We start from the raw sequence: 15,993 nt of genomic DNA on the forward strand, positions 1-15,993 counted from the left end.
CAGACTCTGCCAGAACGCTTGGCTAAGACGTTGACGTGGGATCAGGGAACCGAGCTGGCCCAGCACCGGCAGATCACGCTGGCCACAAAGATGGCTATCTACTTCTGTGATCCGCATTCGCCGTGGCAGCGAGGCACCAACGAGAACACCAACGGGCTGCTGCGCCAATATTTCCCCAAAGGCACCGACTTATCCGTTCATTCGCCCGAGCGGCTACTCGAAGTCGCTACCGAACTCAACAATCGACCCCGCAAAACACTCGGCGGCATCACACCCACTCAAGCCATGCAACGACTACTGTCAGAGCCAGAAATACCCATCGTTGCGACGACCGGTTGAATCCGCCTTTCCTTTTGCGGACGGATCCATGAATTCCCTGCGCGTGTCAGCGGCCCGCGGATGGTATTCCGGGAACCGCTGACTCTGCCGTCAACTCGTTGCTGGCAGTTCCTGCAGGACGTACGTGATGTCGATCCAATACGTGGCAGCGGGCTCGGCTGCTGGCCATTCATCGAGATCCATGTTGTCCTTCACCTATCCTGGCGGCGACTGTTCGCGGAAAGGCCCGGGAGGAGCGTCGCCGACGACGAGGGTTTTCACGGACGTGAGTTGTGTGACGGTACCGGCCGGAAAGTAGCCGTCGGCTTCTATGGTGAGTGTTCGCATTCCAATGACGAGTCCGGTTAAGGGGTCGATGATGATCTGTTCGATGTATGAATCGGAGGACTTCCGGCTAATGCCGACACCGGTTCGCCCGTCGAGGTTGGCTTGACCGTCCGATAAGTAGACACCCGGCACCCGGGCCAGGACGTCGTACAGCGATGCGCGCACCGCAGCCGGCACCAACCCGGTTCGTAGAAGGTCCGAGATGTCCATGAAGACGTGTTCATCAGTGGACCGGGACGATCCCTCGGCTTGGACCTGGTCATACAGGTAGGTGAGGAGTTCGTTGGAGTCGGTGGGAAGCAGGGCGATCTGTGATCCTGATCTGTCACCGTATTCGATGAATTGGCCGGCTTGGCCGTCGCGGAGGACGATATCGCCGTTGCCTGGATTGCTCGAGAGCCGGTCGATTTCGACCTGGGCCTTCTCAACGTTGCCGTAGGTCTCCCCGGCGGGCAGAGTTTGTCGGGACTCAACCCAGACGTCGTCCCGGTCAAATGGCACGTACAGCACGGCACGTTGACCGACTTGAATGGCGAAATCCACATACGACCCGGTAGCAGCTTCCGTCGTGTCCACGGCGAGGTATTCGCCGGGGCCGACGACGGGGTCGGAGGTCGTGATCGTCGTCGTTGCGGCACTGCGGAGTGCTTCCGCTGCCTCCGCCGTTGCAGCGTTCGGGCCTACCAGGTTGGACGTCAGCATCGTGACGATGGTCACAGCTGCGGCCGCGGCCATGACACCCACCCACCGGCGTCGCGTCATCCGTTTGGCCGGCTTCGACGTGCTCGGTCGAACTGGGACGGGCCGAACCATCGGCGCCGCTTCGTCTGCGGCAATCCGCTGAAAGAGGTCGTGCTCCATCCGAGTGAAGGCGGCATCGTCGGGGATGAGGGTGCTGGGTGGGTCAGTGCGTCTGTTCATAGGAATCCTCCTGTAGTTGGAGTTCGTGTCGTAATTGAGAGCGCGCTCTCGACAGCCGATTTCGCACGGTTGCGTGACTGACGCCGAGTTTGGTGGCGGCCTGCTCGTAGCTGAGATTGTTGACGAGGCACAATTGCACGATTCGTTGTTCCAACGGCCTAAGCCCGGCGATGATGTCGTCGAGCCGCCTTGTCAGTTGCTGTTCCGCGGCGATCACGTCCGCGCCGGCTGATGAGTGCGTGTCGATCTCATCGTTGAGGGAGATCGAGGCCTCCCGGGACGCAGTTCGCCGCCGATTCATCGCTTGGTATCTGGCGGTGGCGATCAGCCACGGAAGCGCAGAATCTTCAATGAAGTTGACCGTGGCTCTTTTGCGCCACAGAGTGAGAAAAGTATCAGACAGCACGTCCTCGGCGTCGGTGGGATTCCGCAGGACGGTAATCGCTACCGCGTAGACGATTCGGCTGTGCCGCCTGAAAATCGTCGCGAATTCCCTGCGGTCGCCATCAATGCACTGGTCGATGAGTTCCTGGTCTGTTTGTGAGTTGGGCCGAATCTTTACCACTGTCGCAACTTGCATATGACCGTCACTACGTCCCCCTTCATTTGCGTTCTTTCCTAATGATGTCGGGGATGACGAATTCGTCTCAGAACCGGCGATCGCGACGACTCAGGCGCGCAACGACTCCAACGGCGCTGGAGACCAGCCGCACGCGGTCAAAGGTCACCGGCAATGAGCTCGCGCGCGTGCTGCTGATCGAAAGGGACGCGTGAGTGGCCTACGACCGGACCCTGATCACGGCCGAAATTCGGCCACCGCAACAGTGGACGAAACTTTCCGCACTACCGGAGCGGTAGGCGTAACTGCACCCCCGGGATTCGGCGCAGCCCTCGTGAGTGGGGCGCGGCCGGCGCTGCGCCTTGGTCACAGGGCTCTTGTTCGCGCAGTCTCAAGAGAGAGCGCGCCAACATCCGACTTTTGATCGTCCCGTAGAGGATTCAGCTTGCTGGACAACTCAGGTGAAGGACAAGATATTGTGCGTGGCGGGCCGGAAACACCTACGCCTATTTCGTGCGCTTTATAGCGCGGTGTGATCGCTGTCACCCGGTGGCGGCTTGGGCGCACGAGTCATCCTGCGCTGTTTGACCGGTGAGTCCGTCCAACGCTTGAACGGTCGGCTGTGGAGTGGGGACGATGCTTTCGGTCGTCGCAGGCGTTGACGTTTCGACCGGCACCGGTGCATCCGGTGTTGGTGCCGGTGTTGGCGTTGTTCCAGGGAGGGTGAAGGGTTCATCGCTGGCGAGTTTGGTGAACATGTCGGCGGCCACCGCTTCAGTGGGAACGACCTTGCCGGGGAAGCGGGAGTCTCCGGTCGTGCCGGGATACTGCACGAACAGCAACCGATCCAGGTCGATGTCTTGGAGGGCCAGGGCCATGGATACCATGGTGTCGATATCGGCGAGGGACGTTGACAGCTTAATTTTAGATGCCGCAGTGTTGGCGAGGTTGATCAGGGTCGGGATGTTCGTGAGTGTTCCGTGGCCCTGTACGGTGCGCATGAGTGAGGCCATGTAGATCTGTTGTGAGGAAATCCGTGCCAGGTCGCTTTGGTCGCCGACGCCGTGGCGGCTGCGCAGAAATGCCAGTGCGGTGTCTCCGGCGACGACGCTCGTGCCCGCGGGCAGATATAGGCCTGCAGAGTCGTCGTTGATGGGTGCATCCAGACAGATGGGCACTCCGCCGACAGCGTCGCTCATTTGCACGACCCCGTTGAAAGAGATAAGTCCGGCGTACGGAATGGTGAGTCCCGTCAGCTCGGACACAGTTTTGACCACACACGGTAGCCCGCCCCGTGACATGGCCTCATTGATGGGGCGGGCGGCCATCGCTGAAAACTCGGCACCGCTCTCGTCATCCGTGCATGTGGGGTGCGGCACGATGAGGTCGCGGGGGATGCTCACGACGACAGCGTTGCTGTGGTCGGCGGACACGTGCACGAGAATATTCACATCGTTGCGGGTGCCGCCGCGTTCACCATACGCCGCGCTTTGAGTCGCATCATTGTCGATACCGACCATGAGAATGTTGAAGCCGTTTTCGTAGCTTTCGAGCTGTGGCACGGGCGCTGCCGTGTCGCCAGCGGTGATGTCGATGGCGTTGTCGTCGACCGTCTTGCTGAAGCTCCACACCGCAACAGCAGCCACGGCTGAGGTGCTCACCACGGCCACGGTCAGCACGGCCGCCACCAGTTTGAGGGCGGTGGCGTACGGATTCGAGCGTTTCAATCGCCCATGACGTGCGATCCCGATCATCCGTTTGCTTCGCCTGCTCGCGTCAACCACAAAGCCTCGTCCCCTTGCGCCCGGTCTGTGACCGAACCATCTCTTTGCGTTACGACCGATCATGCCCCTCGACGTCGCGCTGGCCCTCCCGAGGCTACCGCTTTCCACGCGACGGCTGGGGCGCACGGAAGGGGCCCTCGTTACTGAGACTGGAGTTGCTGGGCGCCTTGCTGGCCAGGGGAATTTTCCTCAGGCTGGCCTGGAACTCAATCCGTCAGTGGGTCCTTCTTGAGGTCGCAGAGGCTGAGACTCGCTTCCTAATACCCTTTGGACGCTGTGCGTGGTTCCGAATCAACCGGTTCAACCTGAATGTCACCGGAGGGGGAACCGAGACAGATTGTGAAGGTTCTGTCCACGGACAGTGATTTGGTTGCTTTCGGCAGCGCCAGAAGTTCGGTGCAGTCGCCCCGAAGTCGATGTTGCTTTCGCTGTAGCGATACGGTGCAAGCATGGGGAAAATTTGGGGGCGCACTGTTCCGTGCCAGAAACTTGGCCGTACTTGCAACGGTCTCGTGCTGACTGGGTGCACAGCCTCGGCTCCAGACACCCGTGATTGGGCCGTGGGAACTTCGTTCCCTCCCGCAGCTGCGTCTCACGTAAAAAGCGACTCTGACATGCTCCTCTTCCCTGCCGCGTATGACGACTTTGGGACGGTGGGAATGCAGCCCGTAGCAGTCAAGATTTGGAACGACAACAAGCCATTCGCGGTGGATAGGGAGAGCCTTGTCGTCGAACGAGGTAAGGTGGCCCTCCTCGCCCGTCATGTAGAACTGCAGAACACGTCACTGCGGGCGAAACGTTGAGCAGCGCGAGGAGTCCGATCCGGCACCCGAACTTCGGATCCCGAACGTTCATGACCCGGCGGGCCTGGTGGCTCGTCGTCCTCAATATTCTCATCCCCGGCTCCGCTCAAGTGCTTGCCGGTAGTCGGGCCCTTGGCCGGTTTGGCCTACGCGCCACCCTATGTTTCCTCGCCCTTGTTGTAGTGACCGGCGCCGCATATGCGATGAATCCGGAGATCCTGCTCACCGTTGCCACCAACTCGATTGGTTTGTGGATCATCGCCACCGCGATGGTGTTCTATGCCGTGCTGTGGGTTGTCTTAACTGTCGACACGATCCGGCTAGTGCGTTTGGTGAAGGTCCGATCCCAGGCGCGCCCGTTTATCGCGGGGCTAGCGACCGTCGTGCTAGCGGCCGTGGTCGGCATCGCCGGGTATGGTGCCTCTGTGGCAACCACGGCCAGCGATTTCCTATCCTCGGTTTTCGCGGCTGGACCGTCGGAGCCGCCCGTTGACGGCCGCTATAACATCCTGCTCCTCGGTGGCGACGCTGGCGCCGACCGGATAGGCATGCGGCCCGACAGCATGTCGGTCGTCAGCATCGATGCTGAGACGGGCAAGGCCGACATCATTGGCCTACCGCGCGACCTCGAAGACGTACCGTTCCCGGCAGACTCGCCATTGAATGCGGTCTACCCGGACGGCTACGGCTACGGCAATCGCTGCGCCGTGGATGTCTGCATGCTCAACTCGATCTATACCGAGGTCGCCCTGAAGAGCCCGGAGATGTACCCGAACGCCTTGGCCGACAACAGCGATCCAGGCATTGAAGGCATGCGCGACGCCGCCAGTGGAATCACCGGCCTCACCCTCCAGTACTACGTGCTGATTGACATGCAAGGCTTCTCCGACCTGATCGACGCCCTCGGCGGCGTAGACATCACTGTCACCGAACGTGTTCCGCTCGGCGGCGATGAGGCACTGAGCGGTGTCGCGGAGTGGTTCGAGCCGGGCAAGCAGCATATGGACGGCTACCACGCCACCTGGTACGCCCGCTCCAGGCACGGAACGAGCGACTACGACCGCATGGCCCGCCAGCGCATCCTGCAGGAGGCGATCCTCAAACAGTTCAACCCGGCGAACGTGCTCACAAAATTCCAAGGTGTGGCCCAGGCCGGCCAGCAGGTCGTCAAGACCGACGTACCTCAGGGAATGCTCGACTCCTTCGCCAACCTGGCAGGCAAGACTAGAGACCTACCGGTGGGTTCCGTTGAGTTAGTTCCGGATAATGGCGTCGACCCGCAGAACCCGGACTACGACTCTATCCGCAGCCTGATCGACACCGCCCTTAGATAAATTCAAATTGTGTTGCCAGAGCTGGGACACCGCGACCGGGTGCCGCTTCTCGCGATGCGGTGGAGACCTTCATCAGATTTCCGCAAGAGGGTTTTCCCCTTGCGGGCCTCTCTGTTCGTCCAGCATCGAAGGTCACGGCGCAAGTTGAAGAGCCTGCATCAGGGCCACAGCCCCACGCCTAGACCTCGCACACACGACCACAACTGTCGAATTGTCTAACGAACTTAGGCAGTGCGGAACTCAATCTGAAACAGTGGGTAGCCAAGGCGCAGCCCAACGACGTTATCTCAAGGCGGAGAAGACGATAAATACCAAGGGGATTCTATGATACGTGTGACATTCGTATTGGCCGCAGCGACCGTAGCGGCTGTTATCTTGTCAGGGTGTCAAGCAGAGCAACCCGTCGCACCTGATTCATCATCGTCAGCCTCATCGACTCCCGCCCAGACGGATGAACCTACTGCGCAGGATTCTGCTCAGGCGTGGGCGGACGAGACCTTCGGGACGTTCGAGGCTTTCACGGTCACCGGTAACGGTGCGGATGAAATTGTCTTTCCCGATGACGCTAAGTCTGGCTTCTACACGATCACGTGGGCACCCGGCCACTGGGCCAATGAGCAGTCCGGCGCGCAGGTTTATGGTGAAGACGGCACGTATCACGAGGCTGGCATGGCAGATTATCAAGGCGATTCCGCCAGCGTCGCCTATGGCCTTGACTCCTCCCTTGGCCCGGCAGGCTGGATCACCGTCGGGCCTGGCGCGGGTGACTGGTCCATTACCGTGTCGCCCATTTCGGCGCTTCCCGCACTGCCGGAGACCGGCGGCTACGACGCCTATCTGTACGCGGGCGCAGAGCAACCGGCCATCTTCTCGTCCTTAAACTCGGGGCGGGTCAACGTTCGACAGTTCAACGGCATCGACCCGACCGACAGCATCCTCCCTCAGGAAGACTTCCCCGCTGTTGGCACTCTCCTTGCTGGTCCCAGCGTCGTCAATGTCCAGCTGGAGAGCGTGAGCCCCTGGACGCGATCCACGAACTAGCCAAGTCGACACGACCGGATTAGCGGCCGGTTCGGTCCATGGGACCGCGAATCACGCGCAACAGAGTGTGTTCACTTATCCAGTGAATGGCGTCCCGTAGAGGGCTACTCAAGGGGACGCCGTGCGAGGCAACCGCCAGGGTCAGAAGTTCGTGCAGCTACATCGATGTCACTATGACGATACGGTGGAGAGATGGGGAAACTTGGGGACGTGCTGTCCGGTGCCAGAAACTTGACCGTACTTGTAGCCATTTTCGCATTGACTGGATGCGCAGCCTCGGCTCCAAACACTGGTGATTCGGCATCAGGGACCTCGACGCCGCAAGCGACTGACGCTCCCGTCGAAATCGACTGCGACACGCTCCTTCTCCCTGCCGCGTATGAGGACTTTACGGCCCGGGGAATGCAGCCGATCGTATTCAGCACCTGGAACGACAACATGCAATTCCTGGCCGACAACGACGGCCTCGTTTGCGAACAGGGTGTGCCCAACAGCGGCGAGGTCGCCGTTTTCGCCGCACTTGAGATGACAGCTGAACAATGGGAAGCCAAGAAGTCCGACCTAATCAATCTCGGAGCATCCGAAGCCAACGCCTCCACCAGCGGATATCTCCAGGAACCCGAAGTAGACATCAACGTTTCGCGCGGTGGCTACGTTTTCAGGGACGGACTGCTGTACTACGTAAGCAGTGACCACCTCGCGCAGTGGATTCCGCAGAAGACGGATTGAGCCAGGCCGCTCCCCGGTCGGGGTTTCTGACCCCGAGCTTTCGCAACCCGGTCACCCTTCTTTCATGTTGACTCAGCTCGCGCGCGAACAGACGGGTTCGGAGCTCGTGGCGTCCCGTTGAGGGTTCCCGAGTGACACAGCAGCGGGAAGTTCAGCACGTAGTCGGGGCGGCCTCAGATCCGGCGCGCTGCTGAGCGTCCCTCTTGCGGGTCGATGGGACTGCCTACCCAAGCTGCGATTGAGCGTTGGATGCGCTGCCTAACGGCGTATCGCTGTGCCGTCGGGCCTCTGGCCAGATATGTTGCACTGCCCCTACAGTGAAGTCATGTTGCACTCAACCCGGCAAGGCTCCGGTAAGCCACTCCTGCTGATCCATGGGCTCGGTTCCACTATTGGCAACTGGAACCCGGTAATCCCGGCGCTGGCCGCTGAACGCGATGTCATCGCCGTCGACCTCCCCGGCTGCGGCGAATCCGCGCCGCTGACCGGCGAAACCACCATTGCCACGCTGACCGATTCCGTCGAAGCCTTTATCCGCGACGCGGAACTGGGTGACCTTGATCTGGTAGGCAGCTCCATGGGCGCCCGGATGGTAATGGAAATGGCACGCCGCGGGCACGCTGGGACCACGGTCGCACTGGACCCTGGTGGATTCTGGAATGACCGCCAGGCAGCGATCTTTGGTACAAGCATCAAGGCATCCGTCGCACTGGTGCGCCGCATCCAACCGGCGCTCCCCTTCCTCACGGGCAACCCTGTGGGTCGCACGGCCCTGTTTGCACAGTTCTCCGCCCACCCCTGGAAGCTGCCACAGGATCTGGTCCTGCACGAGCTTCGCGGGTTCAAGACATCGACCAGCCTGGACCCGTCCCTCAACGCGCTGATTCATGGACCCCGCCAGGAAGGCGCACCGGCCGGTTCACTCAAGGGCAAAATGGTCATTGGATGGGGGCGGAAGGACAAGGTCACCGTTCCCAGTGAGGCGGCGCGGGCCACGGAGCTGTTCCCGGATGCAACGCTGCACTGGTTCGAAAACTGCGGTCATTTCCCGCACTGGGACCAACCAACGGAAGCGGCGCGCCTGATTCTCGATAGCACCGGCTGAGCTGCGGCTGAGCGCCCGGGCGGAGCCACCTACGGCTGAGTTGGCTTCAGAAAGGTGGAACCGGCGACGGCTGGGGATGATGCCCCAGTCTCGGGGGGTATCGACGTCGCCGGTTCCGAACTGAGGAACCGGCTTCACTGCGACCGTGGCCGCTAGGGCGTGTCTCCCAATGATGGGCTGTTCATCGGCAGGATGGAGGAGTGAGCCCTCGTTACGCCGTGTTGTCGGATGCCCAGTGGAAGCAGATTGCCCCGTTGATGCCTGAATCGGCGGGGAAGTTGGGCCGTCCGTTCAAGGATCACCGTCTTATGACGGAGGGGTCATCTACCGGAATCGGGCCGGCATCCCGTGGCGGGACCTGCCGCCGCAGTTCGGGCCGTGGCAGACGGTCTGGGAACGCCACCGCCGCTACAGTGCCGACGGGACCTGGGGTGCTGACGCGGGCGGACGTCGCCGGGCTGATCAATTGGGAGGTGTCGATGGATTCCACGGTCAACCGCCACCAGCATGGCACCAACCTTCCCCGCGGGCGAGGCTCTTCTTGAAGGCCTCGAACCGCACCTGCTCTAGGTTGCTCACTTGGCCCCGCAACCGTTCCGCGACGACCTCCCTGTCGGTGACGAACGCCTCGACGCTCATATCTCCTCCGGTCCCATACCGAAGCCTGCGAAGCTTTCCGATCGTGGCTGTCAGGGCCCGCCTCATCATCGCCTGGAAATCCAACAGCGTCGGGTCACCGTCAAAGAAGAAGATTGCCATAAGGCCATCAAAACGGACCCGTGCCTCCGGCAGGAACTATGTCGCCGAGTGTCCCGATGAAGGTTCGGCTTGCGAACGGCTCATCAACTCGCAATACGAACCTGGAGTCCCTTCGCACCCGCTGCTCCCATCTACAACGGCTGGAATGCGAACCTGTCCTCCGGTGAAAATATGTACTCATGGTCGCAGCGGAACCCACGCAGCCACTGCTGGCCGTCGACGACGCGTAGATAGAAACCTTTCGGAAACGCCACGTCGTCACTTAATGGTGCCGAGGCGACCTTGAGCGCGCCCGCAGGTGACCTGCCGGCGGACAGAACCGAATCAGGCGCGTTTGCCTGCGACGCCATTGCGAGCCGGAGATACGGGCCGGTGTCCGGAGGGCAGAGCGCAAATCCTCGTTCACGGGCCACCGCGAAGACCTCCAGTAGCGTCGCCCCGGTGCGCAGACCGAGTTCACCTACATTGCGCTCGATGATGTTGATCTCCTACTGGGCTCGCGGATCGAAGACCGTATGATCGAGCAGCCTGTCGGCGTACGCGTTGAGCAAGATGCCTCGTGAGCCCAGTTCAGTCCGCAGTTCGGTGCGGGTCGAACCTCCGATGTTAAGACGCAAGACTCTCGTCTCATCTCCCTCACGTCGGCGCACGAAGCAAGGGTACTCCTTCACCAGTCGGAGTCGAAGGTAACCAATTCCCTATCGGAATGGTGAGGCGTCCCGCTGACCGTTCGTCATACGGAGTGAGGTTCTTGCGAAATCGAGCGGCCGAGCCGGCGATGTGACGCAATTACTGGAGGGACAATTTCCTCATGGCCAAAGAATGCCGAAGTCCCACGCGCACGGCTGGCCATTCATTAGCAGTAATCGAGAACACGACAGTGTCGCGGAGAGCACCGTCCGGTCCAACCGAGTGGCTGCGCAGTACTCCATCTTCCTTGGCGCCTAAAGCGGCTATTGCCTTTCGTGATTGGCGGTTGTGCCAGTGAGTGCGAAACTCTACGGCAATGCACTCCAAATCGTCGAAGGCGTAAGTCAGTTGGAGAAGCTTGGCCTCTCGGTTCGCACCCGTACCTTGAGCGCTTCCGGCCAGCCAAGTAGAGCCGATTTCCAATCGTGGGGCATCGGCGCTCGGATTCATAAAGGTCGTCATGCCAACGATTCGCCCCGTTGACGCAAGCCGAGTGGCCCAAGGGAGCATCTTCCCCCGCTCGTGCAGGCTGAGTCGGCGTTCAACCTCCGCAGCCATCGCCTCCGGGCGCGGTATGGATGTGTACCACGTACGCCAGAGTTCGCCCTCGTTCGCAGCTTCACACAGCTCGGCTAGGTGATCGAATGAAAGGGGCTCAAGAGTGACGAGCAGTCCTGAGAGCGTGGGCGATTCCAAGAGATCCATGGTCCGACACTATGGCACCGGGAAAGCCTATTGCGTTCCGGTTGGCGTGCGCATCAATACTGAACCCGCAGAGGGTTCGGCTTACGGGCACGGGCATGTGCTACGAGACTGGAAGTGTGGCCTTGCCTCGCCGAAGGAAATAGGCGACGGCGACCACGGCGAGAAGCGGCCCCCAGGCGAGAATCGGGGCGTAGGACGGCCCCATCCAAGGAAGGCTGGTGCTGTCGACTTTATCCCACATTGAGAGCTGGCTGAAGGTGATCAAAGTGATCAGAGCAGCGCCGATTCCGGCCGGAATGACCGCCGCCATTCGTGGGACGGACTTTCCACCGATGAAGGGAATCCAACGAGGCACGACCTCCCCCCAGTGGTAGACGAGGCCCAGAGTGAGGAGAGCAAGACACTCGAGGGCCACGGCGAGACCAATCGTGTAAACGGCACCCCAGCCAGGCAAATCGTAGTCCTCGCGCAGCTCGGCGTCACTGAAGCCAACGGGGATGCCAATACTCATTGCGAGACGCCAAAGTCCAGACGGCAGCACGCAGAGGGGAACGGCGTGAGCAACCCACAACGCCCAGCGCGGCACCTTTGAGACGGTGTCGACTCGTTGCTTTCGATCCGCAGTCGTCGTCATGCGTCCAGTCTGCCGGTTCTGCTCCGTAGGCGTAATTCCTACTGAAGCTGTTCTTGCCACGTTTACCTGGAGCGGCCGACAGATCTTTCAAGATCACTGGCGGGGATCTTGAGTGCGGTTGAGTCCACAGGCGACGTGCTGGGCAGCATCACCGCATAGGGTTCCCTTCTGAAACTTCTACGGTGGAGGCGCCAGCCGCTGCATCACTTCCGCCGGCTCTGACTTCACCGTGCGGTCTGGCTCGGCGTAGTGCGCCTTGGTCGTCGACGTCGAGGTGTGCCCGAGCATGTCGGCCGCCGCCTGCATGCCGAGCTCATTGGCGAGGAGCGTCGCACCGGTGCGGCGAAAGGAGTGCGGAGTGATGTTCAGGCCCTCGAGGCCGGTATTCCGCAGGATCTCCCGAAACGTGCGCCTGACGTTGTATGGCGCGAGTGGAGTGCCCACTCTCGAGTAGAACAGCAGGTGCTCCGCATCCTCCGGATCGAGCAGTGCCAAACGCTGGCGGATCACCTCGACCGCGAAGGGCGGCATGCCGATGACCCGGTTCGACTCGTGGGTCTTGGGATGCTCCTGACGGTGCACGCCGGCCTTATTGTGCACGACGAGCGTGCCGCTGATGTTCAGCCGCGGCGGGTCGGCGTCCAGGTCGACGTCGCACTGCCGAATGGCGAGCACTTCTCCGATGCGCGTAGCGGTGCCGAGCATCACCTCAATGATGTCCCGCACCTGCCCGTCGGATCGAGGGCCCATCCGGCCCTGCTCTGTGCGCCATTCGCGAGCCGCCAGGCGGATCGCAGCGATCTGGTCCGGCGTGAGGGCCTTCGGGGTGTGCGGAGGCTTCTTCATCCGCGAGGTCTCCTTCATCGGATTGCGCGGAATGATCTCCCGCCGCACTGCAAATGCCAGGATCATGCCGAGGAGCGTGCGGGAGTGTTTCGCTCGCGGATACGACTGCGCTCGCTGCTGCCTCAGGAAAAGCTCGATGCGGCCAACGGTCACTTCGCGAATAGTGAAGTTCTCGAAGAAGGGCACGACGAGCACGCGCAGTTCGCGTTGGTAGGTGTCTTTCGTGCCTTGGGACCGGTCAACATCGAGCATCACGTCTTCCATCCATGCCGCGGCGAGCACCGGAAAAGGCGAGCTGGCATCGAGAGAGTCGCCGACGCCACCAGAACGCATGCGCGCGGCCAGATCGACCTTGAGCGCTGCCTGCGCCGCGTTTCGACTCTCACGCGTCGCGCCAACCTGTCGACACTGTCCGTCCCAGTCACGGAAGACGGTCGTGGCTCTGAACCGTCCTGGGCCGAGCTTGACGGTTGTGATCGAGCCGAACGTGCTGATCGGCAGACGTGGACGACCCGCCACTAGTGATCGCCCCCAAGATCGCCCAGAGCCGGTTCAGGCTCGTGCAGACTGTCGAGCCATCGCCGAACATCGGAGATACGGTAGCGGATCTCCCGGCCGACTCGAATGCCGGAGGGCCCACGACCGTCGGTGCGCAGGTCATAGATGGCTTGCACCTGCACGCCGACATATTCGGCGAGCTCACTTGTCGTCAAAACGGGCTCGAGACCGAGCCCCAAGAGTTTTTCAGTGTCCATAACCCGTAGGTGTTCGAGGTCATCCCAGATGACTCGAACAGGGTCGTGCACCTTCTCTACGAGGACCTGAGAAAGCCGTATATCTTTGAATAAACAATGGATAAACAATGGGTGAGTCAAGTCTTGCCCTTTCGGTACAGACAAGAAGCCCTGATCAGATCTAAATTACAGTAGGGCGGCCGGGACTTGAACCCGGGACCGACGGATTATGAGTCCGCTGCTCTAACCAGCTGAGCTACCGCCCCAAAGGGCACGACCGAACGGTCGAACCCGCAGATACGTGACTACTCCGGCGTCTGCGACGCGGCGCCGTTGGTGACCAGATCGCTCACCGGCTCCCCACGATACAGGCATTCGAACGTGTTCAACGTGCGCTTGATGTCGTGCGCGGCGATGAGCTTGAGCGACTCGCGCTTGAGCGCCTTTAGCTGTTCCGGCGGGGCGGTGAGCACCACGGCCAGCTTGTCAGCGAGGTCCTGTGCATCACTGGGTTTGAACAGGTAGCCGTTCGCCTGGTCGTGCACGAGGTGTGGCAGCGCCATGGCGTCGGCCGCGACGATGGGCAGTCCCGAGGCCATGGCTTCCATCGTTGCGATACTCTGCAACTCGGCAATAGACGGCATGGCGAACACCGTGGCCCGCGAATAAGCCGCGCGAAGCTCGTCATCCGTCACATACCCGGTGAAGGTGACTCGTGAGCGGATGCCGAGGGTGTCAGCCAGGTGCTCCAGGTTACGTTTCTGATCGCCACCGCCCACGATCTCGACCTGCACGTCGAGGTCAGGCGACAGCAGCGCGACTGCCTGCAGCAAGACGTCAATCTGCTTTTCACCGGTGACTCGACCGACGAACAGAATACGGTTCTCGGTGCGCGACTCAAAGTTCGGCGCGTAATTATCGGCATCGATGCCGCAGGAGATGGCGTGCACCCCGGTTAGGCCCGTATACTTTTCCAGAAACTGGGCGGCACGCCGTGTGGGGGTGGTGACAGCGGCAGCACGGCCGAAGGTACGCCGCGCGGCCCGCCAGGCAGCCTTTATCACCCGGTCCTGCATGCCCACCGGAACGAGGGAGAACTTCACCATGTTCTCTGGCATGAAGTGATTCGTGCCGACCAGACGAATGTTGCGCTTGGCCGCCTCGATGGACACGCCCCGCCCGACATTGATGTGCGACTGAAAATGCACGACGTCAGGGTGGAAAGAATCGAGAATACGCCGACTTTCACCACGAATCAGCCACGGCAGGGCAAAACGCAGCCAGTCGTGCGGATACCAGCGCCAGCTGTGCAGACGGTGCACCACCATCGGCTGGCCCTCGTGCATCTCGGTCCAGCTGCCGTGTTTGCGCGAAGCGGCCGGTGCCATGATCTGAACCTCATGGCCTCTGTCCACCAGGCCGGCGGCAAGCCGCTCGGCAAAGCGAGCAGCGCCGTTTACATCAGGGGCAAACGTGTCGGCGGCGATGAGCACGCGAATGCGCGGCTTCTCGGTCGGCGCGTCTGCAGCGCTCTCGCGGGCTTCGCCCGGGGTCGGGCTGCTCAGCAAGTCGGTCGAATCTGACAAGTGGAGTGGTCCCTACGTTGTTGGGCCGGGGATCATCGTCCGGCAGGAAATCTCGGGTGCGGTTGGCAATACTGACGCTGCGCACTCGAACACTATTCTAAACCGTGCCCACCCCGCGGTGTCCCGCACCGTGGAAGGCGAAAATTCTTTACCCGTCAGCGATCGAGTTGCGGATGGTACCGCGCGAGCAGGAACACGCCCCAAATCGCGATCGCCCCGGCGACGACGAACGCCACCGCCGCTGCGGGCGGCGCCTGGCTGGCCTCTCCGAGTACGACGATTCCGATTCCGACAGCGACCAGCGGGTCAACGACGGTGAGCCCTGCAATGACGAGATCGGGTGGCCCCGCCGCGTAGGCGTTCTGAACAAAGTACGCCCCCAGCGCGGCCGCGAGCAACAGGCCGAGCACACAGGTGAGGGTGAGCCACTCAAAGTTGCCGTTCTGGGTGCGATTGATGACGACCTTGGCCAGGGTCGCCACGAACCCGTACAGCACTCCGGCGCCGAGAATGTAGAAGATCGCCTGCGATCGACGCCGCAGAAACCCGAAGGCGAGTGCGAAGGCCAACAGCACAACCGCAAGAACGACGAGGATGGTCACCAGATTTTGGTCAGTGACCGGCTTGTCGACGGCGGTAAACGCGGCAACCGTCACGAACAGGCCGACTCCGCCCACGCACATCGAAATGGCGATGATGCTCGCCCGGTTGAGTTTGACCTTGCTGACGCGGGCGTTCAAAACGGCGGTTATGACGAGGGCGACCGCCCCGAGCGGCTGCACGACGATGATGGGCGCGAAGGCGAGGCTCGTGAGTTGGAACACGATGGCGAGGCCGAGCATGAGCGAACCGAATACCCAACTGGGTCGGGCAAGCAGCAAGCTGAGCTGGCGCACGTTGAGTCCACCGGTGACCGCTTCGGTGCGCGCCTCAACCTTGTTGACGCCACGGTGCTGAAATTGGGCGCCGAGAGACAGAAAGACGGCACCGACCAGGGCCAGCGGAATTCCGATGGCCTGACGAGGATCAATGGCGATTTCTGTCGCCAGATCGGTTAGGTCAGAGGTCACTTCATGACCTTATCGACAAGCTTGCCG

Annotated in this window: 15 protein-coding genes, 1 tRNA gene and 1 pseudogene; 6 read left to right on the top strand and 11 right to left on the bottom strand. The window is 61.4% G+C overall.

Annotation, left to right across the window (positions count from 1 at the left end; all coding sequences use genetic code 11):
- On the top strand, positions 1–339 hold a 339-nt coding region (locus BMW72_RS16640; protein WP_139175925.1), incomplete at its 5' end, for an IS30 family transposase.
- A gap of 195 nt (positions 340–534) precedes the next feature.
- On the opposite strand, the gene BMW72_RS16645 is transcribed toward BMW72_RS16640, so the two are convergent.
- The 3 genes from BMW72_RS16645 to BMW72_RS16655 form a co-directional block, all read right to left on the bottom strand.
- Positions 535–1,587: a CU044_5270 family protein gene (locus tag BMW72_RS16645; RefSeq protein WP_092112561.1), complete on the bottom strand. Its 1,053-nt coding sequence runs from the start codon at positions 1,585–1,587 to the stop codon at positions 535–537.
- Entirely contained in the window at positions 1,571–2,167 is a 597-nt protein-coding gene (locus tag BMW72_RS16650; RefSeq protein ID WP_092112563.1) for an RNA polymerase sigma factor, read from the bottom strand. The genes BMW72_RS16645 and BMW72_RS16650 overlap by 17 nt, the downstream gene beginning before the upstream one ends.
- A gap of 521 nt (positions 2,168–2,688) precedes the next feature.
- The gene (locus tag BMW72_RS16655; RefSeq protein WP_241983822.1) at positions 2,689–3,873 is read right to left on the bottom strand and encodes an LCP family protein; all 1,185 of its coding nucleotides are present in this window, start codon (positions 3,871–3,873) and stop codon (positions 2,689–2,691) included.
- 910 nt (positions 3,874–4,783) lie between these two features.
- Between BMW72_RS16655 and BMW72_RS16665 the strand changes: the two genes are divergently transcribed.
- The 5 genes and pseudogenes from BMW72_RS16665 to BMW72_RS19740 all read left to right on the top strand — a co-directional run.
- On the top strand, positions 4,784–6,067 hold the full coding sequence (locus BMW72_RS16665) for an LCP family protein (protein WP_092112569.1): 1,284 nt from the start codon (positions 4,784–4,786) through the stop codon (positions 6,065–6,067).
- Between the two features lie 333 nt (positions 6,068–6,400).
- Positions 6,401–7,108: a hypothetical protein gene (locus BMW72_RS16670; protein ID WP_134450325.1), complete on the top strand. Its 708-nt coding sequence runs from the start codon at positions 6,401–6,403 to the stop codon at positions 7,106–7,108.
- Positions 7,109–7,510: 402 nt separating this feature from the next.
- A complete protein-coding gene (locus BMW72_RS16675; RefSeq protein ID WP_092112573.1) occupies positions 7,511–7,837 on the top strand; it encodes a hypothetical protein in 327 nt (108 codons plus the stop codon).
- Between the two features lie 325 nt (positions 7,838–8,162).
- On the top strand, positions 8,163–8,942 hold the full coding sequence (locus BMW72_RS16680) for an alpha/beta fold hydrolase (protein WP_241983823.1): 780 nt from the start codon (positions 8,163–8,165) through the stop codon (positions 8,940–8,942).
- 322 nt (positions 8,943–9,264) lie between these two features.
- Positions 9,265–9,360: pseudogene (locus tag BMW72_RS19740) on the top strand (transposase); the annotation flags it as partial.
- 74 nt (positions 9,361–9,434) lie between these two features.
- Here the strand turns inward: BMW72_RS19740 and BMW72_RS18880 are convergent.
- From BMW72_RS18880 to BMW72_RS16725, 8 genes are all read right to left on the bottom strand, one after another.
- Positions 9,435–9,701: a hypothetical protein gene (locus BMW72_RS18880; protein ID WP_092112575.1), complete on the bottom strand. Its 267-nt coding sequence runs from the start codon at positions 9,699–9,701 to the stop codon at positions 9,435–9,437.
- Positions 9,702–10,490: 789 nt separating this feature from the next.
- Positions 10,491–11,096: a GNAT family N-acetyltransferase gene (locus BMW72_RS16695; protein ID WP_092112577.1), complete on the bottom strand. Its 606-nt coding sequence runs from the start codon at positions 11,094–11,096 to the stop codon at positions 10,491–10,493.
- A gap of 100 nt (positions 11,097–11,196) precedes the next feature.
- Entirely contained in the window at positions 11,197–11,607 is a 411-nt protein-coding gene (locus BMW72_RS16700; protein WP_208598223.1) for a hypothetical protein, read from the bottom strand.
- A 300-nt stretch (positions 11,608–11,907) separates the two neighbouring features.
- Entirely contained in the window at positions 11,908–13,095 is a 1,188-nt protein-coding gene (locus BMW72_RS16705) for a tyrosine-type recombinase/integrase (RefSeq protein ID WP_092112581.1), read from the bottom strand.
- Positions 13,095–13,331 (bottom strand): helix-turn-helix transcriptional regulator, encoded by a 237-nt coding sequence (locus tag BMW72_RS16710; RefSeq protein WP_092112583.1) that lies wholly within the window; start codon positions 13,329–13,331, stop codon positions 13,095–13,097. Before BMW72_RS16710 ends, BMW72_RS16705 begins: the two co-directional genes overlap by 1 nt.
- 171 nt (positions 13,332–13,502) lie before the next feature.
- A tRNA-Ile gene (locus BMW72_RS16715) sits at positions 13,503–13,576 on the bottom strand.
- 39 nt (positions 13,577–13,615) lie between these two features.
- Complete coding sequence (locus BMW72_RS16720) at positions 13,616–14,896, bottom strand: glycosyltransferase (protein WP_422386298.1); 1,281 nt, start codon at positions 14,894–14,896, stop codon at positions 13,616–13,618.
- A gap of 155 nt (positions 14,897–15,051) precedes the next feature.
- Positions 15,052–15,966: a DMT family transporter gene (locus tag BMW72_RS16725; RefSeq protein WP_092112585.1), complete on the bottom strand. Its 915-nt coding sequence runs from the start codon at positions 15,964–15,966 to the stop codon at positions 15,052–15,054.
- Between the last annotated feature and the right edge of the window lie 27 nt (positions 15,967–15,993).

The organism is Cryobacterium luteum (assembly GCF_900110125.1).
In the GTDB taxonomy this organism is placed as follows: domain Bacteria; phylum Actinomycetota; class Actinomycetes; order Actinomycetales; family Microbacteriaceae; genus Cryobacterium; species Cryobacterium luteum.

What these genes read in the sequence shown, in the direction of transcription:
- BMW72_RS16645 (WP_092112561.1), bottom strand. Translation starts at nt 1,587, where the DNA reads ATGAACAGACGCACTGACCCACCCAGCACCCTCATCCCCGACGATGCC.
- BMW72_RS16650 (WP_092112563.1), bottom strand. Translation starts at nt 2,167, where the DNA reads ATGCAAGTTGCGACAGTGGTAAAGATTCGGCCCAACTCACAAACAGAC.
- BMW72_RS16665 (WP_092112569.1), top strand. Translation starts at nt 4,784, where the DNA reads ATGACCCGGCGGGCCTGGTGGCTCGTCGTCCTCAATATTCTCATCCCC.
- BMW72_RS16675 (WP_092112573.1), top strand. Translation starts at nt 7,511, where the DNA reads ATGCAGCCGATCGTATTCAGCACCTGGAACGACAACATGCAATTCCTG.
- BMW72_RS16680 (WP_241983823.1), top strand. Translation starts at nt 8,163, where the DNA reads ATGTTGCACTCAACCCGGCAAGGCTCCGGTAAGCCACTCCTGCTGATC.
- BMW72_RS18880 (WP_092112575.1), bottom strand. Translation starts at nt 9,701, where the DNA reads ATGGCAATCTTCTTCTTTGACGGTGACCCGACGCTGTTGGATTTCCAG.
- BMW72_RS16695 (WP_092112577.1), bottom strand. Translation starts at nt 11,096, where the DNA reads ATGGATCTCTTGGAATCGCCCACGCTCTCAGGACTGCTCGTCACTCTT.
- BMW72_RS16700 (WP_208598223.1), bottom strand. Translation starts at nt 11,607, where the DNA reads ATGAGTATTGGCATCCCCGTTGGCTTCAGTGACGCCGAGCTGCGCGAG.
- BMW72_RS16710 (WP_092112583.1), bottom strand. Translation starts at nt 13,331, where the DNA reads ATGGACACTGAAAAACTCTTGGGGCTCGGTCTCGAGCCCGTTTTGACG.